This is a genomic window from Aeromonas piscicola, from assembly GCF_000820005.1.
GTDB lineage: Bacteria > Pseudomonadota > Gammaproteobacteria > Enterobacterales > Aeromonadaceae > Aeromonas > Aeromonas piscicola.
Map to the genome: position 1 here is coordinate 287,947 of NZ_CDBL01000073.1, position 21,931 is coordinate 309,877.

Annotated in this window: 27 protein-coding genes and 1 tRNA gene; 7 read left to right on the plus strand and 21 right to left on the minus strand. The window is 59.6% G+C overall.

Annotated features, from left to right (window positions below):
- Positions 1 to 60: 60 nt before the first annotated feature.
- The 3 genes from BN1128_RS19340 to BN1128_RS19350 all read right to left on the minus strand — a co-directional run bounded on the left by BN1128_RS19340 (position 61) and on the right by BN1128_RS19350 (position 2,036).
- Positions 61 to 137: transfer RNA gene (locus BN1128_RS19340), tRNA-Val, on the minus strand.
- A gap of 161 nt (positions 138 to 298) precedes the next feature.
- Positions 299 to 1,678, minus strand: coding sequence for an MATE family efflux transporter (locus BN1128_RS19345; protein ID WP_042871749.1), 1,380 nt, complete (start codon positions 1,676 to 1,678; stop codon positions 299 to 301).
- A 151-nt stretch (positions 1,679 to 1,829) separates the two neighbouring features.
- Entirely contained in the window at positions 1,830 to 2,036 is a 207-nt protein-coding gene (locus tag BN1128_RS19350; RefSeq protein ID WP_042037351.1) for a YaeP family protein, read from the minus strand.
- Between the two features lie 130 nt (positions 2,037 to 2,166).
- On the opposite strand from BN1128_RS19350, the gene BN1128_RS19355 reads away from it, so the two are divergent.
- Positions 2,167 to 2,784: a riboflavin synthase gene (locus BN1128_RS19355; protein WP_042871751.1), complete on the plus strand. Its 618-nt coding sequence runs from the start codon at positions 2,167 to 2,169 to the stop codon at positions 2,782 to 2,784.
- 117 nt (positions 2,785 to 2,901) lie between these two features.
- Here the strand turns inward: BN1128_RS19355 and BN1128_RS19360 are convergent, their stop codons facing one another.
- The 4 genes from BN1128_RS19360 to BN1128_RS19375 all read right to left on the minus strand — a co-directional run bounded on the left by BN1128_RS19360 (position 2,902) and on the right by BN1128_RS19375 (position 6,204).
- Positions 2,902 to 3,105 carry a CPXCG motif-containing cysteine-rich protein gene (locus tag BN1128_RS19360; protein WP_005301298.1) on the minus strand — a complete coding sequence of 68 codons (204 nt, stop codon included), beginning with the start codon at positions 3,103 to 3,105 and terminating at the stop codon, positions 2,902 to 2,904.
- A 154-nt stretch (positions 3,106 to 3,259) separates the two neighbouring features.
- A complete protein-coding gene (hxpB, locus tag BN1128_RS19365; RefSeq protein ID WP_042871753.1) occupies positions 3,260 to 3,919 on the minus strand; it encodes a hexitol phosphatase HxpB in 660 nt (219 codons plus the stop codon).
- 128 nt (positions 3,920 to 4,047) lie between these two features.
- Complete coding sequence (gene purT / locus BN1128_RS19370) at positions 4,048 to 5,226, minus strand: formate-dependent phosphoribosylglycinamide formyltransferase (protein ID WP_042871755.1); 1,179 nt, start codon at positions 5,224 to 5,226, stop codon at positions 4,048 to 4,050.
- An 87-nt stretch (positions 5,227 to 5,313) separates the two neighbouring features.
- Positions 5,314 to 6,204 (minus strand): DMT family transporter, encoded by an 891-nt coding sequence (locus tag BN1128_RS19375; protein ID WP_042871757.1) that lies wholly within the window; start codon positions 6,202 to 6,204, stop codon positions 5,314 to 5,316.
- Positions 6,205 to 6,430: 226 nt separating this feature from the next.
- Between BN1128_RS19375 and BN1128_RS19380 the strand changes: the two genes are divergently transcribed.
- Positions 6,431 to 7,018 carry an FMN-dependent NADH-azoreductase gene (locus BN1128_RS19380; protein WP_042871759.1) on the plus strand — a complete coding sequence of 196 codons (588 nt, stop codon included), beginning with the start codon at positions 6,431 to 6,433 and terminating at the stop codon, positions 7,016 to 7,018.
- 126 nt (positions 7,019 to 7,144) lie between these two features.
- On the opposite strand, the gene BN1128_RS19385 is transcribed toward BN1128_RS19380, so the two are convergent.
- From BN1128_RS19385 to BN1128_RS19400, 4 genes are all read right to left on the minus strand, one after another.
- Positions 7,145 to 7,324: a hypothetical protein gene (locus BN1128_RS19385; RefSeq protein WP_042871761.1), complete on the minus strand. Its 180-nt coding sequence runs from the start codon at positions 7,322 to 7,324 to the stop codon at positions 7,145 to 7,147.
- Positions 7,325 to 7,486: 162 nt separating this feature from the next.
- On the minus strand, positions 7,487 to 7,675 hold the full coding sequence (locus BN1128_RS19390) for a DUF4250 domain-containing protein (protein ID WP_042871763.1): 189 nt from the start codon (positions 7,673 to 7,675) through the stop codon (positions 7,487 to 7,489).
- Positions 7,672 to 8,142 carry a MarR family winged helix-turn-helix transcriptional regulator gene (locus tag BN1128_RS19395; RefSeq protein WP_042871766.1) on the minus strand — a complete coding sequence of 157 codons (471 nt, stop codon included), beginning with the start codon at positions 8,140 to 8,142 and terminating at the stop codon, positions 7,672 to 7,674. The genes BN1128_RS19390 and BN1128_RS19395 overlap by 4 nt, the downstream gene beginning before the upstream one ends.
- Positions 8,143 to 8,312: 170 nt before the next feature.
- Complete coding sequence (locus BN1128_RS19400) at positions 8,313 to 9,527, minus strand: UPF0149 family protein (protein ID WP_042871769.1); 1,215 nt, start codon at positions 9,525 to 9,527, stop codon at positions 8,313 to 8,315.
- Positions 9,528 to 9,739: 212 nt separating this feature from the next.
- On the opposite strand from BN1128_RS19400, the gene BN1128_RS19405 reads away from it, so the two are divergent.
- Positions 9,740 to 10,612: a CvfB family protein gene (locus tag BN1128_RS19405; RefSeq protein WP_042871772.1), complete on the plus strand. Its 873-nt coding sequence runs from the start codon at positions 9,740 to 9,742 to the stop codon at positions 10,610 to 10,612.
- Positions 10,613 to 10,924, plus strand: coding sequence for a DUF1289 domain-containing protein (locus BN1128_RS19410; RefSeq protein WP_042871774.1), 312 nt, complete (start codon positions 10,613 to 10,615; stop codon positions 10,922 to 10,924). It begins immediately after the preceding gene.
- 39 nt (positions 10,925 to 10,963) lie between these two features.
- Here the strand turns inward: BN1128_RS19410 and BN1128_RS19415 are convergent, their stop codons facing one another.
- The 6 genes from BN1128_RS19415 to minC all read right to left on the minus strand — a co-directional run bounded on the left by BN1128_RS19415 (position 10,964) and on the right by minC (position 14,744).
- Positions 10,964 to 11,287, minus strand: coding sequence for an HI1450 family dsDNA-mimic protein (locus tag BN1128_RS19415; RefSeq protein ID WP_042871776.1), 324 nt, complete (start codon positions 11,285 to 11,287; stop codon positions 10,964 to 10,966).
- A gap of 357 nt (positions 11,288 to 11,644) precedes the next feature.
- Entirely contained in the window at positions 11,645 to 12,352 is a 708-nt protein-coding gene (mtgA, locus tag BN1128_RS19420; RefSeq protein WP_156140541.1) for a monofunctional biosynthetic peptidoglycan transglycosylase, read from the minus strand.
- Positions 12,353 to 12,405: 53 nt separating this feature from the next.
- Positions 12,406 to 12,732 (minus strand): HI1450 family dsDNA-mimic protein, encoded by a 327-nt coding sequence (locus BN1128_RS19425; RefSeq protein ID WP_042871781.1) that lies wholly within the window; start codon positions 12,730 to 12,732, stop codon positions 12,406 to 12,408.
- 195 nt (positions 12,733 to 12,927) lie between these two features.
- Positions 12,928 to 13,194, minus strand: coding sequence for a cell division topological specificity factor MinE (minE, locus tag BN1128_RS19430; RefSeq protein ID WP_005311265.1), 267 nt, complete (start codon positions 13,192 to 13,194; stop codon positions 12,928 to 12,930).
- A gap of 2 nt (positions 13,195 to 13,196) precedes the next feature.
- Positions 13,197 to 14,009 carry a septum site-determining protein MinD gene (minD, locus tag BN1128_RS19435; protein ID WP_042037334.1) on the minus strand — a complete coding sequence of 271 codons (813 nt, stop codon included), beginning with the start codon at positions 14,007 to 14,009 and terminating at the stop codon, positions 13,197 to 13,199.
- A gap of 18 nt (positions 14,010 to 14,027) precedes the next feature.
- Positions 14,028 to 14,744: a septum site-determining protein MinC gene (gene minC / locus BN1128_RS19440; protein ID WP_042871784.1), complete on the minus strand. Its 717-nt coding sequence runs from the start codon at positions 14,742 to 14,744 to the stop codon at positions 14,028 to 14,030.
- A 107-nt stretch (positions 14,745 to 14,851) separates the two neighbouring features.
- Between minC and BN1128_RS19445 the strand changes: the two genes are divergently transcribed.
- Both BN1128_RS19445 and BN1128_RS19450 read left to right on the plus strand, forming a co-directional pair.
- The gene (locus BN1128_RS19445; protein WP_042871786.1) at positions 14,852 to 15,130 is read left to right on the plus strand and encodes a YcgL domain-containing protein; all 279 of its coding nucleotides are present in this window, start codon (positions 14,852 to 14,854) and stop codon (positions 15,128 to 15,130) included.
- Positions 15,130 to 16,089 (plus strand): lytic murein transglycosylase, encoded by a 960-nt coding sequence (locus BN1128_RS19450; RefSeq protein ID WP_042871788.1) that lies wholly within the window; start codon positions 15,130 to 15,132, stop codon positions 16,087 to 16,089. The genes BN1128_RS19445 and BN1128_RS19450 overlap by 1 nt, the downstream gene beginning before the upstream one ends.
- A gap of 174 nt (positions 16,090 to 16,263) precedes the next feature.
- Here BN1128_RS19450 and BN1128_RS19455 read toward each other — a convergent pair whose 3' ends face one another.
- The 3 genes from BN1128_RS19455 to ppnP form a co-directional block, all read right to left on the minus strand.
- Positions 16,264 to 17,634, minus strand: a complete 1,371-nt coding sequence (locus BN1128_RS19455) for an L-serine ammonia-lyase (RefSeq protein ID WP_042871791.1) — start codon at positions 17,632 to 17,634, stop codon at positions 16,264 to 16,266.
- Positions 17,635 to 17,910: 276 nt separating this feature from the next.
- On the minus strand, positions 17,911 to 19,293 hold the full coding sequence (locus BN1128_RS19460; protein ID WP_042871793.1) for an L-serine ammonia-lyase: 1,383 nt from the start codon (positions 19,291 to 19,293) through the stop codon (positions 17,911 to 17,913).
- 210 nt (positions 19,294 to 19,503) lie between these two features.
- Positions 19,504 to 19,788, minus strand: a complete 285-nt coding sequence (gene ppnP, locus BN1128_RS19465) for a pyrimidine/purine nucleoside phosphorylase (RefSeq protein ID WP_042871795.1) — start codon at positions 19,786 to 19,788, stop codon at positions 19,504 to 19,506.
- Positions 19,789 to 20,057: 269 nt separating this feature from the next.
- Here ppnP and BN1128_RS19470 point away from each other — a divergent pair, with 269 nt between their 5' ends.
- Positions 20,058 to 21,302 carry a dicarboxylate/amino acid:cation symporter gene (locus BN1128_RS19470; protein WP_042871797.1) on the plus strand — a complete coding sequence of 415 codons (1,245 nt, stop codon included), beginning with the start codon at positions 20,058 to 20,060 and terminating at the stop codon, positions 21,300 to 21,302.
- Positions 21,303 to 21,494: 192 nt separating this feature from the next.
- On the opposite strand, the gene BN1128_RS19475 is transcribed toward BN1128_RS19470, so the two are convergent.
- Positions 21,495 to 21,890 carry a MerR family transcriptional regulator gene (locus tag BN1128_RS19475; RefSeq protein WP_042871898.1) on the minus strand — a complete coding sequence of 132 codons (396 nt, stop codon included), beginning with the start codon at positions 21,888 to 21,890 and terminating at the stop codon, positions 21,495 to 21,497.
- Between the last annotated feature and the right edge of the window lie 41 nt (positions 21,891 to 21,931).

Sequence of the window (21,931 nt, forward strand, 5' to 3'; positions counted from 1 at the left end):
ACCCCCACCATGTCAAGGTGGTGCTCTAACCAGCTGAGCTAAGGACGCATCACGGAAAAGTGGTGGGTTTAATTGGATTCGAACCAACGACCCCTACCATGTCAAGGTAGTGCTCTAACCAACTGAGCTATAAACCCACTTCATGAACAGGGCAACAAACCCGTTTCATCACGCCAGCACTGCTGACGTGGTCGGCATACTACCCATGCCCCCCAAGGCTGTCAACAGGCCGCACACACAAAGGAGACTGTTTGCCCAGTTCTTGCGCAGCCTGTTGATTTTGCAGGCGAGTCGCCCCTTATTGCGCCCTGGAAAGCGCGCTGCACGCGGCCGGGCTGGCGAAGCGGCCATAGGTATGGCGCAGTCTTGCTCCCAGCATCAAAGCGGCACCGGTCAGGCCGACGATGAAGCCGACCCAGAAGCCCTGCGGCCCCATGCGCGGGACGACCCAGTCGGTCAGCCCCAGGATCATGCCGGTGGGCAACCCCAGGCCCCAGTAAGCGACTATGGTGACGTAGAAGATCGCCTTGGTGTCCTTGTAACCGCGCAGCGCGGCGGCAGCCACCACCTGCACCGAATCGGAAACCTGATAGATGGCGGCAAAGAACAGCAGAGTGGCCGCCAGTGTGATCACCTGCAGGTCGTCGGTGTAGATGGTCGCTATCTGTTCGCGCAGCAGCACTGTCAGAGCGGCGGTGCAGACGGCGACAGCCATGCCAAGCATGATACCGGTACGGGCCGAGACCCGTGCGTGATCCGGCAAGCCTTCCCCTATGCTGTGACCGACCCGGATGGTGACGCCGACGCCAATCGACAGCGGCAGCATGAACACCAGGCTGGAGAAGTTCAGGGCTATCTGATGGCTCGCCACTGTTTCTGCACCAAACGGAGCCAGCATCAGGGCCACCACGGTAAACAGAGTCACCTCGCAGAAAATGGCCATGGCGATGGGGAAGCCGAGGCGAAACAGGCGCCAGATCCGGCTGCCGTTAGGGCGTACAAGTTGGACAAACAAGTTGATCTTCTTGAAGTGGGGGGAGAGCTTTACGTAGATGATCATCGCCAGCAGCATGGCCCACAGCACGATGGCGGTGGCGACGCCACAGCCGACGCCACCCAGCTTGGGCATGCCGAACAGACCGTGGATGAAGATGGTGTTGGCCGGGATATTGACCGCCAATCCCACGAAACCTATCACCATGGTGGGCATGGTGTGGGAGAGTCCCTCACTGAAGTTGCGCAACACCTGGAACATCACGAAGGCGGGCAGGCCCCACAAAATGGCATGCAGGTAGCCGGCGGTCTTGGCGGCCATGACCGGATCCACATCCATGAACTGCAGCGCCAGCGGACTGAAATAGAGCGCTACCATGGCGATGGGCGTCACCATCAGGGCCAGCCAGAAACCCTGGTGCACGGCCGGGCGGATCTCGTCCCGTTTGCGGGCGCCGTTGAGCTGGGAAACGATCGGGGTGAGGGCCATTATGATGCCCTGCACCAGCAAGATGATCGGCAACCAGAAGCTGGAGGCGACCGACACGGCGGCCAGATCCACGGCACTGACCTGTCCCGCCATCACGGTATCGACAAAGTTCATGGCGATCTGGGCCACTTGGGCCACCAGAATGGGGCTGGCTAAACGAACGAGTTGCCTCGCCTCGGACAAATAACGTTGCACTGACACCTCCGAGTGGATCAGATAAAAGAGAAAGAACGGATAACGGGATGGGCTTTTGTCTCCCCACTGCGGGGAGACAACATGCGGGGGTGTTATTTTAGCCTGAAAATCAACCATCGCGAAACGGTTGAGGCGTGGCTTTGTCGCTGGATCAGGCGTCTTCGTGATCGCTGATCAGCAGATTGGCGGCGGCATAGGCGGCCTGTTCGCGTAGATCGGCCGGCACCCGCTCATCAGAGGCCACGGCGTTGAGCGCCCTGATGGTCGCTGCGATGGCCTGCGGCACATAGCCCTGATCACCTGAGCCGATCTGGTTATAGGCGATGCGAATGGCCTCACAACATTGATATACCTGCATTTCTTTTTCCTCGTTAACCCGAATGTGAACGCCGTCACTATAGCGATCGAGGGCTGACTTGTCAGCTGGTGCGCTTGTCAGTGCCGCGACGCGGGGTTAACCTGCTTTTTTTCGTAGCAGGAGACGAGACATGTTCACCGGCATAGTGCAGGGGACCGCCGAACTGGTGGCCATCGAAGAGCTGCCCAACTTTCGCACCCACGTGATCCGCATGCCAAGCCAAGCCTGGGGTCAAGGGCTGGCGCTCGGCGCCTCCGTGGCCCACAACGGCTGCTGCCTGACGGTCACCCGGGTGGAAGGGGATCGGGTCAGCTTCGATCTGATGCAGGAGACACTGCGTCTGACCAACCTCGGCCAGCTGCAAACGGGGGACAAGATCAACGTGGAGCGGGCGGCCCGCTTTGGCGACGAGATCGGCGGTCATGCCATGTCCGGCCATATCATGGGCACGGCTGAGGTGATCTCCGTCATCGACACCCCCAACAACCGTCAGGTGTGGTATCGGCTGGCCCCCAAGTTGATGAAATATGTGCTGACCAAGGGTTACATCGGCATCGACGGCATCAGCCTGACCGTGGGGGAGGTACGTGAGAACACATTTTGCGTCAACCTGATCCCGGAGACCCTAGCCCGTACCAACCTGGGCTGGGTCAAAGCGGGCTGGCACACCAATATCGAGATAGATCCCCAGACCCAGGCCATCGTCGATACCGTGGAGCGGGTGCTGGCGGCGCGCCAGCCGGGGTGATCTGACTGGCTTAACTCGTCTCTGGCGATTTGCCATAGAAAAGGGCCTGCATCATGCAGGCCCTTTGTGATCTCTTGGTCGCTTTCGCTCGCAATCAAAGCTTTTTGTGACTCGCAATCAGAACATCTGCTCGTCGTCTGCATCCACAAACAGCTGCAGACAGTCGCGGGCTTCATCCCGATGCAGCCGCAGGTGGATGGGATTGCAACAGGCCATGCAATCCTCGTAGAACTCCTGATCCCCCTGGCTGGCATCCAGCTCGACCCGGGTGTGATGACCACAGTGGGGGCAGACGATACGCTTGCTGGTGTACTCGATCATGGTGACCTCCTGGGGCCGAGTGGCCGCCTATTTCCCCTGATTCTAGTCGGCTGGGAGGGGGTTAACCGCGAGCAAGCGCACGTTTATGACAGAGATCAAGGACGCCGCTGTTTCAGGTTTTCTGGCCCTATGCGCCCCTGGCTCCCGCACGCGTTCACGCCACCCAGCTGGCCAGCATGTCGGCATCCAGTTCGGCGAGCGAACGCAGCTGGTGATCGGCGATGGCCAGACGCGGATCGCCCACCAGGGCGGGATCCGGCACTATGAGCGCCTTCATGGAGGCCGCCTTGGCTGCCAGCAAGCCGGTAAAACTGTCCTCGATGGCCAGACAATGCACGGGGTCTACGCCGAGCTTCTCGGCGGCGTGGATATAGACATCCGGGTGCGGTTTGCCGAAGCGCTCCACCTCGGCGGAGTGCACCGCCAGGAAGCGATCGCGGATGCCAAGCTTGCCGAGTACCGCCTCCACCATGGCGAAGGGGGAGGAAGTCGCCAGACCCACTTTAAGCCCCTGTGCTTCCATCAGGGTCAGCGTGTCCAGTACACCGGCCTTGGCCTCGCCTTCGCTCAGGATGAGGGCGTTGACCCGATCCAGAATACGCTGCACCACCTCTTCCTGACTGGGGCCAACCCAGGGGCGCAGGCGATACCAATGTGCCACCAGCTGATCGATGCGCACGCCTATGGTGGAGTTGCAATCCTCCTCGCTGTGGGGATGACCCAGCTCGGAGAAAACGGCCATCTGGGCCCGTTGCCAAAAGGGTTCCGAGTCGATCAGAACACCATCCATATCGAAGATCACGGCAGCTAACATCTTGTACTCCTGACAAATTTGAAGGGGGGATTATAAGCCTGACGGGCAAATGCAAAAGGGGCATTGCCATGCCCCCTGCGCCCGATCACATCAGCAAACGTTTGTTTTGCTGTGACAAAAAATGAGGGTCAGAAAATCACTTCTACCTTGGCGGCGACCGCCTTGGCCTTTTCCACCGCATCCGGGCAATCCTCTGCGCAGGCCAGCGCCACGCCGAGACGGCGGCGACCGGCGATCTCCGGCTTGCCAAACAGCCGCAACTGGGCACCTGGCACCAGGGCCAACGCCTCGCCAATCCCCTGATAACGGATGTCCTGACTGTGTCCCTCGCGCAGCACTACGGCCGACGCGCTCGGCCCGTACTGGGTGATGGTGCCGACCGGCAGCCCCAGGATGGCGCGTACGTGCAGGGCAAACTCGGAGAGATCCTGGGAGATCAGGGTCACCATGCCGGTATCGTGGGGGCGGGGAGAGACTTCGCTGAACCACACCTCGTCGCCCTTGATGAAGAGCTCGACCCCGAACAGGCCATAACCGCCCAGCGCCTCGACCACCCTGGCGGCGACCTCCTTGGAGCGGGCCAGCGCCAGCTTGCTCATCGCTTGCGGCTGCCAGGATTCGCGGTAGTCGCCATCTTCCTGGCGGTGGCCTATGGGGTCGCAAAAATGAATGCCATCGACGGCCCGCACCGTGAGCAGGGTGATCTCGTACTCGAAGGGGACGAATCCTTCAACAATCACCTTGCCGTGACCGGCACGGCCACCCTCCTGGGCGTAGGTCCAGCTCTCGTCCAGTTTGGCGAGGTCCCGCAGCACGCTCTGACCCTTGCCCGACGAGCTCATCACGGGTTTTATCACGCAGGGCAGGCCGATGGCTTCGACGGCGGCGATGAACTCCTCCTTGCTCTGGGCAAAACGGTAGGGGGAGGTGGGCAGACCCAACTCTTCGGCGGCGAGCCGGCGGATCCCTTCCCGATTCATGGTGAGCTGGGTGGCGCGGGCGTTCGGCACCACTTTGACCCCCTCTTGCTCAAGCTGTGCCAGGGTATCGGTGGCGATGGCCTCGATTTCAGGAATGATGAGATCGGGTTTGACCTGGGCTACCAAGGCGCGCAGGGCATTGCCGTCGAGCATGTCCAGCACATGGGCTTTGTGCGCCACTTGCATGGCGGGGGCATTGGGGTAACGGTCGGCGGCGATCACCTCGATCCCGAACCGTTGCAACTCGATGGCGACTTCCTTGCCGAGTTCGCCCGAGCCAAGCAGCAGGGCGCGGGTGGCGCTGGGGCGGGTGGCGGTTCCAAACATACGATCTCTCCTGATGTCGATGGTCACAATGTCTCTGTCGCTATTGGCAGCAATAGCAGGCAAAAAAAGAGGCACGCATGGCGTACCTCAGGAAACAGATTGATGGGCGCGCTGCTCCAGATGGGTAAGCAGCGTGATGGCGCCAATGATGATGGCAGCGCCGAGCCACAATCGGCCGGGCGGTGCCCAGCCAAACACCAGCCAGCCTGCCAGCACGTTCATGGGCAGCTTGGCAAAATCAAAGGGCTGGACGAAGGAGGCCTCGGCCACGCTGTAGGCGCGGGCGATGGACATCTGGGCCAGCGCAGACAGCACCCCTGACACCGCCACCAGCAGCCACTGGGTTTCGCTCGGCCACTGCCATTCCGGCAGGGCCAGCATGGCGTTGAAGGGGGTGCTGAAGATGAGCAGGTAGACCACTATGGTGTGGGACGATTCGCTCGCCGCCTGATAGCGTACCAGCAGGGAGTAACCGGCCCAGAACAGGGCGGCCGCCACCGGCAGCAGGGAGGCCCAGCTGAAATCATCGGTCCAGGGGGCCAGGATCACCATGGCGCCGACAAAGCCCGCCAGGGTTGCCAGAATGCGTGCCCGGCTCACCTGCTCCTTGAGCAGCAGGGCAGAACCCAGGGTTGCGAACAAAGGGGAGGTCATCAAGAGTGCTATCCCCTGCCAGATGGGAACGGGCACCGCCAGCGCCCATAGCCAGAACTGGATGCCGACCACGGCCAGGGCGACCCGCAGCAGGTGCAGGCGCAATTGGTTGGTCATCAGGGATTGACGCAGGCCATGGCGCACCAGCCAGGGCAGCAGACACACCAGGGCGATCAGGTATTGATGAAAGGCAACCTGGGTCGAGGGAAGGCCGAGCTTGAAGCTCACATATTGGCTCAGACTGTTGACGGCGGCAAAGCAGAGGCCTGCCACCATCATCCAGACTGCACCGGCAAAAGGAGAGTGCCTGCGCGAGGGTGCCATGGGATCCGGGTCGCTGGAAAAAAGTGCGGCGGATCATAACGGCAATCGTTTGTTCTGCCAAGCATTGGACGGTTGGCCATGGGACCGTTGGCGATAGAATGAACTAAGGTCAAAATTTTTGAACAAGTTGAGCATCTATTTTCGCTATCCGCAGAGAAGCTCAATGTTTAGAGTGACCTCCATCGACAGCCAAGCTGTTCAACCGACAACCAAATGGAGTTTCACCATGGCCAATATCCTCGTACTCAAGTCCAGCATCCTGGGCCAATATTCCCAATCCAACGCCCTGATAGACGGCTTCCTGGCTAACCACCCGTCCGATACAGTCACGGTGCGTGATCTGGCGACCCTGAACCTGCCGGTGCTGGACGGTGAACTGGCCTCGGGTCTGCGCGGTGGTGACAACCTGAACGAACGTCAGCTGGCCGTCATGGCCCAATCCGATGAGCTGATTGCCGAACTCAAGGCGAGCGATCTGGTGGTGATTGCCGCCCCCATGTACAACTTCAGTATTCCGACCCAGCTGAAAAACTGGATTGACCTGATTGCCCGTGCCGGCGTGACTTTCCGTTACACCGAAACCGGTCCGGTCGGTCTGGTGGAAAACACCCGCGCCCTGGTGATCAGCCCCCGTGGCGGCATGCACGTCGGCAGCGCCACCGATCTGGTGACCCCCTACATGCGTACCGTGCTGGGTTTCATCGGCATCAAGGACGTGGACTTCATCTACGCCGAAGGCATGGGCATGGGTCCGGATGCGCAAGCCAAAGGCATTGAGCAGGCCAAAGGCCAGCTGGAAACCCTGGCACTCTGATCAAGAGACTGACCATGAGGGAGAGGGCATGGCGCAGTGCCATGCCGTACCAAACAAAACAACGCAGCTCAAGGGCTGCGTTGTTGTTTCTGTGCAGGCAGGGCGGCAGCGGTCAGTCGGGGTGGGTCAATCCTGAATGAAGTGACGACAGCCGCTGCCCACCATCAGGCACACGACAACCAGAGAGCCCAGCAACAAGGTGCTGAGCCACTGTTCGGCACTGTCGGGCAGGCTGGGGGAAAACAAACTGATCATGAGAAGGGCACAGAGGGTGATCAGGCTGGTCTGTCGGGTCAGGATCATCATGGGTCGTCCTTGGCTGGCGGTCGCTAATGAAAGGCTAACCACCGTGTATGACAGCTTGATGTATCCATACATGTCGCTGAGTGTCATTCCACGGTGTCATCATCACCATATCAGCTTTTACCGCCGGGGCCAGTGCCGTTGGCCGGGTTGTGATCCGGATCCCTATCTGAACTGTTTCTGATCCGGCAGGTAGTGGAAATCGCCGCTGGCGAGTCTGGCGACCAGGGCCTCCTGGTCGAGATCCTGCGCCTTGCAGAGATCATCCAGATCATCGTAACGATCACGCAACTGCATGTTGACCAGGCTCAGCAGCATGTTGACGTCCATGGTGGCGAAATTGTTCAGGTTCATGACTTGTGCTCGTTATCCAGTAGATGCAGCTGTTCGATAGCGTCGCTGACGCTTTGCAGGTGCAGGCGAATGGTCTGGCGCGCCTCGGTAGGCAGATAGTCGGTAAGGGTGTGTTGCCAGCTACCCGCTTCGGTCTTGAGTTGCTGGAACAGGGTGAGCCCGGCATGGGTGAGTGACACAAGGCTCACCCGCTTGTCCTGTTCGCTACTTTCGGTAAACAGGATCCCCTTCTCCACCAGACGGTGGATTTCGCGGGAGATCCGCACCTTGTCCATCCCGCTTGCCTCTACCAGCTCTTTCTGGCTGATGGGGTAGTTGGGGCCGAGCACCATCATCAAGCGCCACTGGGGCACCGTCAGCTGATAGCGCTGCTGGTAAAACTGCTCAAAGGTGTCGCGCACCATCTCGGCGGCGTGAACCAGCTGATAGGGGGGGTAGTGCGCAAGCAGCTCTATGATCTTTGACATATGACATCCTGCTGTGACGGCTGCATCGGGTGCAGTTTCTCTTGATACTTTGACCTTGATGATACGTAACACAAGGACATTTGTCTGAACAAGCACCAGAGAAATGTGCGGTTGCGCACGTCATCCGCCGCAACCGGGTCTGTTCGAAGCTGATTTTTGCCTCGTGTTGCTCAGCCTTTACGCAACCAGATCAAAGCGTTGTGCTTGAGCCAGGCTTCGCGGCTCTGCAATGTGTAGAGCGCCGCCTCATCGCGACTGCCCGCCTGCCAGCTCTGTGGCTCCTGCTTGGGCAGCTTGCGCTGACCCAGCAGACAGGCCGGCACATGGGCATTGGCCTTGATGGCCGCATCCAGCCGTGGCTGCGCCGCCTCGGGGCCGTCACAGACAAACGCCATCAGCGCCCTGTTGTAGAGCAGCCAGCTGGAGGCCTCGTCGAAGCGGACCAGCAAGGCGCGCAGGGCGGCCCAATCCCCTTGCAGGGCATAGAGGCTGGAGAGGGGATAACGGCAACCCAACTCATCGGCGATGCACAGGTCGAGCAGCGCCAGATATTCCTGGCGAGCCTGCTCCAGCTGGCCGAGACGCAACAGGCAATCGGCCCTGCCGGCCCTGGCGGCGAGCAGGGGGCGGGCCTCGTGGGCACTCCAGCCGTGGCCGGCCATCTGCTGCCAGAAAGCGGCATCGAACAGCGGCTCGGCATCGTCAATCACCTTGTCAAACCAGCCAAGACGAGCCGGGGGATCGCGGCAGGCATCGGCCAGCTCGAACCACTGCTGCCACTGCTCGGCCTGCTCGCTATCGAGGGCTGCCTGAACGCCGGGCACTCCCTGATACTCATCCAGCTGCAGCAGCTGGTTGAGCGCTGTCTTCATGTTCTGACGCTGGCGTTTGCAAAATTCCATGAAGGGCAGCTCGCTGCCGGCGGCCGCGTGCAGCATCTGGGCCATGGGCTTGTCGCGAAACAGGCTGAGTTCGGCGGCCAGACTGAAACGGTACTGGGTGGTGGGATCGTTCAGATCCTTCGGCTTGGGCCAGCTGGCAAACCCCTGGCTGAAACCGTAACACCACTGGCCGAGGGGGTGACTCTGCGCGAACACCTGCTCCGGGGTCTCGGTGGAGAGACGGCACTGGCTTGGCAAGGCGAGCTGGGCCTCGTCCGCCTGGGCTTCCAGTTCGGCGATCAGATGGTGCAGCGCCTCGGCGCTCTTCTCATCCAGCTCGGCGTCATGTGGCAACAGACCGGCCAGCGGGGTCTGCCAGTCAGGGGCATCCGGCCCCACCAGACGGGCACACAGAAAACCGTGCAGCGCCGGGTAGGTCATGTCCTGCCCACTGTGGGTCTGGATCCATTGATTGAGATGACGGGTACGAGTGGATGGATTCATCGACAGTTCCTCTGGATTTGAACAGCGGCGCAGTCTACCCAAAAGTGGGGTTATTTGCAGCAAAGCCCTGGCTGACTGACGATTATATCGCCACAAACCGCGCTGGCCGCCCCGAAAATCGTGTGAGAGAAGGGCAAGGGACTAGGCCCGGTTACCGCTCTTGAGGTAACATGCGCGCCCATACGGGCAATGAAAAATTGACCATCCGGATAATGAAAGAAGAGATCACCATGTTACAGATTGGCAAGATGAACACCCTCACCGTAATCGAGCTTGAAGACAGGGGCGCCTGGCTTGCGGCCGACGAATATGGCGAGCTGCTGCTGCCCAAGCGCCAGCTGCCGGAAGGCGTGGCCGAGGATGACGGTGTGGAAGTCTTTCTCTATCTGGATGCCGACTGCGAGCCGGTGATCACCACCGACAAGCCGTTTGCCATGGTGGGTGACATAGTCGGCCTCAAGGTGGTCAATGCCAACAAGATCGGTGCCTTCCTCGACTGGGGCATGAAAAAGGATCTGTTCGTGCCGACCCGCGAGCAGAACAAACCCATGCAGGTGGGCCACGTCTATCTGGTGCATCTGATGCTCGACAACGAGGGGCGGATGGTGGGCACCAGCCGGCTGGAGCGTTTCCTGCGCACCGATAATCCCCCTTTCAAGGCCGGTGACGAGGTAACAGCGCTGCCGGGCGAACACACGCCGCTTGGCATCAAGGCGATCGTCAACGGTGAATATTCCGGCATGCTGTTCAAGAACGAGGTATTTGGCCGGGTGATGACGGGTCGACCGCTGACCGCCTGGGTCAAGCAGGTACGTGACGACGGCAAGCTGGACTTGACCCTGCAAAAGCCGGGCATGGATCGGATGGACGATGCCGGTGGCCGGATCCTGACCCGGCTGATGAAGCAGGGTGGCAGTCTGGCGGTGGGCGACAAGAGCGAACCCGAGCTCATCTACAAGCTGTTCAACATGAGCAAGGGTACCTTCAAGAAGGCCATCGGCGGCCTCTACAAGCAGGGCAAGATTGTCATCGAAGACAACTGCATCACGCTCGTTGCTGTCGATAGCGCGCCGGACGGCGAATAAGTGCCGAGTCCCTGTATCGGCCAGTGTCAGGCCCGAGACGGGCTCTGCCTCGGCTGTGGCCGTACCCTGACCGAGATCGGGCACTGGTCTACTATGGAGAGCGACGCCCAGCTGGCGGTAATGGCCGAGCTGGATGGGTCAAAAAGCACCCATGCGTGCCCTGGCTGTGGCGAGCCGGCGTTTTGCGCCGTCTCCGCCGGTCAGACCATAGCTCAGTGCTGGTGCAGCCAGCTGCCCGTCTTGCCCATGAACGAGGCGAGCGTCTGCTGGTGTCGTCGCTGTCTGGCCAAGGCCATAACGGCGCAGGCTTAGCAGAGAACAAAAACAAGAAAGGCGCCAATGGCGCCTTTTTTATGCCTGTTGCTGGCGGTGCCAGCGCACATGGACATCGTGTTCGTTCAGATAACGGGGCAGCAGGAAAGTGGCATAGGTCACCTCAAACTCATCCTGATGGTCCAGCAAGCCGACCCATACTTCGACCCAGCGCTCCATGTCGACCGGCACACCGAGTTCGGTTGACCAGTCTCCGTTGGGCAGGGTTGCCTCGACGGCGCCACGCTGTTCAAACTCCAGGGTGATGTCGACGATTTGTTCGGGGGCCAGCATGTCTGCGGCCTGCTCAAGAAACTGATCATAGGCCCATTCGACCAGCTGATCCGGGGTACGTTGTTCCATGAAATCACTCCAGATACATCGAGGTTCGCTACTGTAGCAAGTATTGACGGTGGCGGCCAGACCAGTGCGGATGGCCATTTGCTGCCTGTTCAACGAAGCGGGCAGGAGGTATGGTTGAAGAGGTGGTTAACCCGGGCTGGCTGAGCCCGGGCCCTGTTCACAGGAGTGGGGCCATGAAGCGACGGGTGCGGCGACAGCAGATCAAGCGGCGGCGGGAGACCTGGTGGTGGCACTATCTGCCGCTGCACCAGGGCACGGTAGGCGGTCATCTTGGCCCGCCGGCCGAGGCTTCCCCGCCGGGCTCTGATTGATCTTCTGGGCCTGCCGGCCGAGATATCTCCACCGAGCCTGAATGCCTTAGTCGGCCTGATGCACCCTGTTGAGGGTGACCTGGCCCAGCTGGCCCATCTGGCGGCGGATCCAGGCCGAGCGCTGCTGCACATAAGGGGAGGGTGGTTTGACCCGATAGCGCCAGGGATTGGGCAGGGCGGCAGCCAGCAGGGAAGCTTCATAGCGGGTCAGGCGGGCGGCCGGTTTGCCAAAATAATGCCTGGCGGCGGCTTCGGCGCCATAGATGCCTGGACCGAACTCCACGATATTGAGATAGACCTCGAGGATGCGGGACTTGTCCCAGCCCAGCTCCATCAGCAGGGTGAACCAGGCCTCGATCCCTTTGCGCAAGAAGCTGCGATCGCTCCACATGAAGAGGTTCTTGGCCGTCTGCTGGCTGAGGGTGCTGGCACCCCGCACCCGCTCGCTGCGCTGGTTGTGCTTGAGCGCCGAGCTGATGGCATTCATGTCGAAGCCGTTATGATCGGGAAAGCGCTGATCCTCGGCGGCGATTACCGCCAGCTGCAGCTCCCGCGAAATGCGCTCGAGCGGCACCCAGTCGTGCTTGACCTCGGCCACCTTGGCGGGCGGAAACAAGGCCCGCTCGATGCGCCAGGTCCACATGGGGGGATCGATGAAGCGCAGCAGCGCCACCGAGACGATGGAGCTGACCAGCGCTGCCAGCAGCAGTTTGCCGAGCCAGCTCAGCAGGCGCCGCCTCAGGGCTGGTCGCACGGGGTCGGTCTCGGTCTCCCAGACGTAGTGGCGCGGATCATCGGGATCCGGAATTATTGGGGCAGCCATTCGATGTGGCAAAACTTCTCGTCAACACGGCGGGAGAGCAGCATGCGGGCAAACAGGTGCTCATACTCTTGCTCGGCATTGCCAAGCCCGACCCAGATCTCGGCGTACTCGGCATCGCTCACGGCAAAACCCACGTCCGCTTCCCAGTCATCGGCCGGATCTGTCTCTGCCAGCAGACCCCGATCGTTGAACGACTGGTTGAACAGGGCTATCTCCTGCTCCGGCAGGTTGTCGGAGGCCAGCTCCATGAAGAGTTCGAGGGCGGTGTCGAGCAGTTCCTCGACGCTGTGCATTTCGTCGTTCAAAGACATTGGTCTGTTCCAGATAATAAAAAAGAGAAGCCCCGTCGGCGATGCCGGACGGTGGCGCGCGGTATTCTAGCTGGCCCCTTCTCCCTTGGCGAGATCCGGCTCTGCGAGCCGGCCCCGTTTGTGGCAATAAAAAACCGGATCCTGGCACAGGATCCGGTCTTCATTGAGGGAAGGGGTCACGCATGGGGCGTCAGCTCATCCCTTCTTGTCATCGGCGAAGGTAATGTTGAGCTCCAGCACAGACAGCTCATCACTCTTCTTGTCCAGCTGGACCGTGATCTTGTCAGGGTCTATCTGCACATATTTGCGGATCACGTCGAGCAGGTCCTGCTTGAGCTGGGGCAGGTAATCCGGCCCCCCTCTGGATGAACGCTCGTGCGCGACTATGATCTGCAACCGCTCTTTGGCCAGTTGTGCGGTGTTTTGTTTCTTGTTGGAACGAAAATAATCCAATAATGACATGTTTAACTCCCGAACAGTCGGCTAAAGAAGCCCTTCTTTTCTTCTTCCAGAAAACGAAAATCCTTGGTGTCACCCAGCAAACGGGCAACGGCATCCTCATAGGCCTGACCGGCATCGGACTCCTTGTCCAGAATGACCGGCTCCCCCGAGTTGGAGGCGCGCAGCACAGCCTGGGACTCCGGGATCACCCCGAGCAGCTTGATGGCCAGGATCTCTTGCACATCCTGCACGCTCAGCATGTCGCCACGGCTGACGCGGGTTGGGCAGTAGCGAGTGAGCAGCAGGTGTTCCTTGATCGGGTCTTCGCCTCGCTCGGCACGACGGGACTTGGAGGCCAGGATGCCGAGGATGCGATCCGAGTCACGCACGGAAGAGACTTCCGGGTTGGTGGTGACGATGGCCTCGTCGGCAAAGTAGAGCGCCATCAGGGCACCCGCTTCGATCCCGGCCGGCGAGTCGCAGACGATGTAATCGAACTTCATCTCCGCCAGCTGATCCAGAATCTTCTCGACCCCTTCACGGGTCAGGGCGTCCTTGTCCCGGGTCTGGGAGGCAGGCAGGATGAACAGATTTTCGCAGCGCTTGTCCTTGATGAGGGCCTGATTGAGGTTGGCCTCACCGTTGATCACATTGACGAAGTCATACACCACGCGCCGCTCGCAGCCCATGATGAGATCCAGATTCCTCAGGCCAATGTCAAAATCGATGACCACAGTCTTGTGGCCACGCTGAGCCAAACCTGTGCTCAGGGCCGCGCTGGTTGTGGTCTTGCCAACGCCACCTTTACCCGATGTAACGACTATGATTCGCGCCATTCTCGCTTCCTTGTAACTCTATTTGATATGGTCTATTCGGAGTTGTTCGTTATCCAGCCGGACATGTACCGGCTGTTGTATCAGGCCGGCTGGCAGTGCATCGCTCAGTTGGAACGTGCCTGCGATGGATAGCAGCTCGGCCTGTAATTGCTGGCAATAGATCCGTGCCTGGGTGTTGCCCTTGGCACCGGCTATGGCCCTGCCGCGCAGGGTGCCATAAATATGTATGCTGTCATCGGCGATGACTTCGGCCCCCGGGCTCACCGAACCCAGTATCACCAGCGAGGTGCCGGCGGCATAGAGCTGCTGACCGGAGCGCACCGGGCCTACATGTACCTTGCTCGGCACCAGAGGCGCCGGGGCGGCTTTGACCTCGATCACGGGCGCCGGGATTGGCGCGCTTTCCGGCGGCAGCTCGGCCTTGCGGCTCTTGCCGGACGCCATCACCGCCAGGCCCGCCGCCTTGGCGGCCGTCTTCATCGCCTCGTTCTGTGTCCCCGTGATCCCGACCAGCACGAAATCCTCCGACTCCACCAGCTCTTTGAGCTGTTCGAAGTCAGGAATATCCGCCAGTCGTTCCACATTGATGACGAGGGGGGCACAATTAAAAAACTGGGGTGCCTGGGCGACCTTTGCCGCCAGCAACTGGCGGATCCGCTCAGGCTTGCCATCGCTGATATGCAACACAGAAATAGTGAAGGTGGTCCCTTTCAATTCGTTATCGCGCTCAACCATGAATCTTCCCCGAGACAGAGACGGTAATCCGTTATTGTTATTCAATTCCTGATGTTATAGTTTGCCACCATCAGAGGCAATAAACCCGTCGGATTATATCAATTTCCATGTTATGTGCAGTCTATAAAAGTCGCAAAAAAGCCGAGACCTATCTTTTTGTTGAAAGAAGAGAGGATTTTTCCCGCGTACCCGAGGTGCTGATGAGTACATTTGGTCGCCCCGAGCTGGTATTGATGACCAAGCTGGACCCAGCCAGGCCCTTGGGGATCGCCTCGAGCAGCCGGGTGATGGAGGCGCTGAAAAGCCAGGGCTTCTATCTGCAGGTGCCACCGCCGCCGGAAAATCTGCTGGAGCAGCACAAGGCACAATTAAAGGCCTCGGGCTGATGAAGGATCGGCTGGCACTGTTATTATTGTGCGGGCTGTTAAGTGCCCCTTTGCAGGCCAGCCCCGATTTTGACGCCTATGTGACTGGGCTCAAACAACAGGCCCTAGCCGCCGGAATCAAGCCCGAAACGGTGGCGGCCGCCTTTGCCGATATTCGGGTCATAGATCCCGCCATCAAGTACGATAAAAGCCAGCCGGAATTTAAACTGACGCTGGACAGCTATATTCCCCGTGCGGTTCCGCAATGGAAAGTCAATCAGGCCAAGGCCTTATATCGTCAGCATTTGCCGCTGCTCACAAAAATAGGGGCAGAATATGACGTGCAACCCCGTTTTATTGTCGCCCTGTGGGGCATAGAAACCAATTTCGGTAAATTGACCGGCACATATCCGTTGATCTCCTCGCTGGCGACCCTGGCTTGGGATGGGCGGCGGGAGGACTTTTTCAAGGGTCAGCTGCTGGATGCGCTGCACATCATAGAGCAGGGACATGTGACCCCAGCCGCCTTCAAGGGCTCCTGGGCCGGCGCCATGGGGCAGGTGCAATTCATGCCGTCTTCCTTCCTCAAATACGCGGTCGATCAGGATGGGGACGGCAAGAAGGACTTGTGGGGTAATCTGGCGGATGTGTTTGGTTCGGCAGCCAATTATCTGCAGCAGAATGGTTGGCACGGGGATGAAACCTGGGGGCGCCAGGTCAAGGTGCCTGAGGGGCTGGATCCCGCCCTGCTCGGGCTGGAGCAGACCCGGCTGCTGTCGGCGTGGCAGACCCTTGGCGTACGTCAGCTCGACGGTTCACCCTTGCCAGGGGTCGAGATGCAGGCCTCCCTGGTGCGCCCCGATGATGCCAAGGGGCGCACCTATCTGGCTTATCCCAACTATCTGGTGTTGCGTCACTGGAATCGCTCCCACTATTTCGTGGTGGCGGTGGGCACCCTGGCTGATCGCATAGTGGAATAACCGCTGCAGAGCCGGGTGGCTCAGATGACGCGCGGAACGCTGTGTTTATCTGGAGAGGTGAATGGGGCGCGGGAATATGGGATGAGCAGGGGTAATGAGTCAGGCGAGACAATCGAAATAACGGGCAACAAAAAGGCGGGAATTCCCGCCTTTTGTATTTTGGGCAAATGCTGCTTATTCGCAGGCAACCTGCATCACCTTGATGGCCAGGCCACCACGGGAGGTTTCACGGTACTTGGAGTCCATGTCCTTGCCGGTGATGTACATGGTCTCGATGACCTTGTCCAGGGAGACGCGCGGCTTGGAGGTACGACGCAGGGCCATGCGGGAGGCGTTGACCGCCTTCATGGCCGCGATGGCGTTGCGCTCGATGCAGGGCACCTGCACCTGACCGGCAACCGGATCACAGGTCAGACCCAGGTTGTGCTCCATGCCGATTTCGGCGGCTTCACACACGTGCTCCGGGCTGCCGCCCATCAGTTCGGTCAGACCCGCGGCGGCCATGGAGCAGGAGACACCCACTTCACCCTGGCAACCCACTTCGGCACCCGAGATGGAGGCGTTCATCTTGTAGAGCATGCCCACGGCACCGGCGGCCAGATAGAAACGGGTGTACTCGTCGCGACCCACCGGCTGGATGAACTTGTCGTAGTAGGCCAGCACGGCCGGGATGATGCCGGCGGCGCCGTTGGTCGGGGCCGTGACCACGCGGCCACCGGCGGCGTTCTCTTCACTCACCGCCAGGGCAAACATGTTGACCCAGTCGATGATGTTCATCGGATCGTTGGAGAGATTCTCGTTGGTGGTCAGCTGACGGTAGAGGGGCGCTGCACGGCGGGGTACACGCAGCGGGCCGGCCAGCACACCTTCGGTACGACAGCCACGCTCGATCCCTTCGCGCATTGTGTTCCAGATCTTGCCGAGCTTCTTGTAGATCTCTTCCGGGGTGTTGAAGCACTTCTCGTTCTCCAGCATCAGAGTGGAGATGGAGAGGCCGGTCTGGCTGCAGTGGGCGATCAGCTCTGCCGCACTCTTGAACGGGTAGCTGACGGACATGTCACCGCTGTCGGCCTTGCCGAAGTTCTCTTCGTCGACGATGAAACCACCACCGATGGAGTAGTAGGTCTTGCTGTAGACGGCTTCATCTTCGATGAAGGCGGTCAGCTTCATGCCATTTTCGTGCAGCGGCAGGGCTTCGTCATGGAACACCATGGCGCCCTTGGGGAAGCTGACAGTGTGGCAGTGCAGGCCGATCGGCAGGCGGCCGGTCTGCTCTACGCGGGAGATGAATTCAGGGATGGCGTCGATGTCGACGTTTTCCGGCAGGTTACCCGCCAGACCCATGATGATAGCGGTGTCGGTGTGATGACCTTTACCGGTCCAGGAGAGTGAGCCATAGACATCGACCTGGATCCGGGTGATGTCACGGATCTTGCCGCCTGCACGCAGTTCATCCACGAACTGTTTGGCAGCTTTCATCGGGCCGACAGTGTGGGAAGAGGAGGGGCCAACACCGATTTTGAAGATATCAAAAACGCTGATCATGTAACAATTACCTCAGGATAGAAGGGGGCGCCATGCCCACTCGCAGAAACGGGGTGATCCATGGGACGAGGGCGTCGTCGCCGAGGTCAATGAACCAGATAACCGCAGTGTAACGGTTCAAAGCCTAAAAAAAGTTGAAATAGATCTATTTTTGTTGAATCAGAGGCGCGAGTATAAAATTTATTTTGATGCTTATCCATTTTGTTAAGCGTTTGCCCATAAAAATACCCGGCCAGGCCGGGTATCGGGGGACAAAGTGGAGTCAATTGGCTGTTTTTAACATTCTGTAATGTTAACCGCCAGGCCGCCACGGGCGGTTTCCTTGTACTTGGTCTTCATGTCGTTGCCGGTTTCCCACATGGTCTTGATTACCTTGTCCAGCGACACCTTGTGCTCGCCCGTGCCGCGCAGGGCCAGACGGGCGGCATTGATGGCCTTGACCGCGCCCATGGCGTTGCGTTCGATGCAGGGCACCTGCACCAGCCCGCCCACCGGATCGCAGGTGAGGCCCAGGTTGTGCTCCATGCCGATCTCGGCGGCATTCTCGACGATGGCGGGGCTGCCACCCAGGATTTCGGTCAGGGCACCGGCGGCCATGGAGCAGGCGACGCCCACTTCTCCCTGACAGCCCACTTCGGCTCCCGACAGCGAGGCGTTTTTCTTATATAGGATGCCGATGGCGGCGGCGGTGAGGAAGTAGCTCAGCAGCAGCTCATCATCCACCTTGCGCACAAAGCGATCGTAGTAGTGCAGCACGGCGGGAATGATGCCGGCGGCGCCGTTGGTGGGGGCAGTCACCACCCGGCCTCCGGCGGCATTCTCTTCGTTGACGGCCAGCGCAAACAGGTCCACCCACTCGATCACCATCAGGGGATCCTTGTTGAAGTTGGTCTCGCAACTGAGCTGACGGTGGAGGGCCGGGGCCCGGCGTTTCACTTTGAGGCCGCCTGGCAGCACGCCTTCACTGCGACAACCGCGCTCGACACAGGCCTGCATCGCCTGCCAGATCTTGCGCAGCCCCGCTTTTATCTCCTGTTCGCTGCGAAACACCTTCTCGTTGGCCAGCATCAGCCCCGAGATGGAGAGACCGCTCTCCTGGCAGTGAGCCAGCAACTGGGCGCCGCTCTCGAACGGGTAGGGAATGGGGTGGGCGGCATCGAAGCGGGCCGCCTCTTCCTTGGCGTTGGCAAAATGGCTCTCTTCTATGATGAAGCCGCCGCCGACCGAGTAGTAGGTCTGCTCGAACAGCAGGGCGCCGCTGGCGAAGGCCCGCAGCGTCATGCCGTTGGAGTGGGCGGGGAGTGTCTTGCGGCGATTGAAGATGATGGCGCCGATCCGGGCGAACTGGCATGGCTGCTCGCCAGCCAGCAGCAGCGACTGGTTGCGATCTACCTCGCCGAGGAAGGCGGGAATGGCCTCTATGTCTACCGATTCCGGTTCAAAACCGGCCAGCCCCAGAATGATGGCCTTGCCGGTGCCGTGGCCCTTGCCGGTCTGACCGAGGGAGCCGTAGCACTCCACTTCTACCCGTTCGATCCTGGGTAGCAGATCCTGCCGCTTGAGCTCTTTGACAAAGGCGCAGGAGGCCCGCATCGGCCCCACCGTATGCGAAGAAGAAGGACCGATCCCGATGGAAAACAGGTCGAAGACACTGATCATGACACCACTCCGATTATGGGTTTTGTCTAAACATTGTAATTTTTTTGTAGTCGATGGAAAGCGGGGAAGCTGAGACGTGTGATGGCGGCATACAAATGAGTGGCTGGCAGCGGGCATAAAGGTTGGAATTGGCGCGCGGCATCAAAGAGAAGGAGCGAGACTTGGGCTCGCTCCCTGGCACTGTTCAGCCATTCATCTGCGTTCAGTCACTCAGTCGAGGAATTCGCACAGATAGGCAGTGGGGGTTTTCACCTCCAGCTTGAAGGAGGAGTCGCCCGCCACGTCGAAGGATTGGCCCTGGCTATAGGTGTGCCATTCATCTTCATCGGCCAGCTGGATGGTGAGGGCTCCCTTGACCACTGTCATCCGCTCGGGGGCGGCGGTATTGAACTGGTAGTCGCCCGCATCCATCACTCCGACTGTGGCTTTGTCGCCTTTTTGCTCGAAAGCGATAGATTTTACATTTCCGTCAAAATACTCGTTAACTTTCAGCATGTTTTCATCCCTGTATGCACGTTTGCCCAGCAAAAGTAGCACAATGTTTTGTCAGTTGTCATGAACAAAGCGGCAAAAATCGCCATGTCCCTTTTGAATCTTCACTTTGTTGCAAACTTATCAATAACTCCCGTTAACGATCCGGCGATTTAAAACAGCAGATAAATATGAGATAAAGCGCGCGCTCAGGGGAATGAACAGAGGTTCTTCCCCTGTTTGGTTAATTGCACTGGGAAAGTGTGAATATTTGCTAATTAAAGGAACATTCTGTGTTAACAAAAGGACTCATCAAGAACGTTGGCTTCCAGGTAGTGGTGGCCATGGTGCTGGGGGCACTGGTGGGGGCGTTCATGGGTGAACAAGCCACCGTCTTTGCGCCGCTCGGCACCCTCTTTATCCAGCTGATCAAGATGCTGGTAATCCCGCTGGTGGCCGTCGCCATACTGTCGGGTGCGGCCAACCTGGGCGCCAGCCCGGCGGCGGGCAAGATAGGGGTCACCACCCTGGTATTCTTCCTCGGTACCTCTGCGCTGGCCGTGCTGCTGGCGCTGGTGATGGGGCAAATCTTCAAACCGGGCGTCGGGGTCGAGTTTGGCTCCATGGCCTCCATGTTCTCCGGTGATTACGCCGACAAGGGCGCCTTGCCAGATGCGGTGTCGACCCTGCTCGGCATGATCCCGACCAACGTGTTCCAGGCACTGAACGAGGCCAACATTTTGCAGATCCTGGTGTTTTGCATGTTCCTCGGCATCGCGCTGGCCAAGCAGCCCCGCGAGCGCGCCAAGCCGCTGGTGGACGGGCTCAACACCCTGGTGGATGCCTTCGTCTGGATGATCAACAAGGTGATGCTGATAGCGCCGCTCGGGGTATTTGGTCTGATGGCCGAGGCCATAGGTACCTACGGCTTCGACGTGCTGACCCTGGTGCTCAAGCTGTTCCTGGTCTATCTGGCCGCCATTCTGATCTTCGCCTTCGTGGTCTACCCGCTGCTGATCGTGCTCTTCTCCAACACCCCGGTGCGCAAGTATCTGTCGGCAATGAAGAAGCCGCAGATCGTCGCCTTCTCCACCGCCTCTTCCATGGCGACCCTGCCGGTCAACATGGAAACCTGCGAGCAGGATCTGAAGGTGACCAACGCCACGGCGTCATTCGTGCTGCCACTCGGCGCTACCATCAACATGAGCGGCAACGCCATCTATTACGGTCTGGTCGCCATCTTCTTCGCCCAGGTCTACAACATAGATCTCTCCATGGGTGCCTGGGCCGCCATCATAGTGACCGCGACCCTGGGAGCCATTGGTCAGGCCGGTGTGCCGGGCCCGAGCTTCCTGGTGGTGGCCGTGCTGCTGGCTGCCGGGATCCCCATCGAGGGCTTGCCGCTGCTGTTTGCACTGGATCGTCTGTTCGACATGATCCGTACCGCCCTGAACATCACGGGGGATGCGGCCTGCGCCATTATCGTCGATCGCTACAGCCCGGATTACGATCCGGATCGCTGGAGCAAGGAAGCCTGAGACCAGGCTCACTGCCATGAATGACAAGAGGGAGGCGCAAGCCTCCCTCTTTTTATTTTCCTCGGGCAGGGATTGTCACCCCCGCCGACTCAGGGGGTCAGCTGGCCCAATGCCTGCTGGCAACGCGGCTCGGCGGCGTTGAGTTTCAGCGGGGCCTGAGGGCCCCTCTCTTTGATGACGGCTGACAGGAGCTCATCGCAGTTGGGTCAGTGCCAGCTGGCAACGCTGCTCGGCGGCATCGAGTTCCAGCAGCACCATCTTGATGTCTTCCAGCTGCTGTTCCAGCATCTCCCGTTTGTCGGCCACCAGTCCCAGCATGGTCTGCAGCTGGGTTCGGCTGCTCTTGTCTGCATCGTAGAGATCGAACAGATCGCGGATATCCGCCAGGCTGAAGCCCAGCCGCTTGCCGCGCAGGGTCAACTTGAGACGCACCCTGTCCTGCCGGCTGTAGATCCGGGTCTGTCCCTGGCGGGCAGGATTCAAAAGTCCCTGATCTTCATAAAAACGAATACTTCGGGTCGTAACATCAAATTCACGGGCCAGTTCGCTGATGCTGTAGGTCCGCGTGTCATCCTTGGATTTGGTCATACGGCTGTCTTGGCTGCCATCTTGGTTGTCAATGCAGGCTG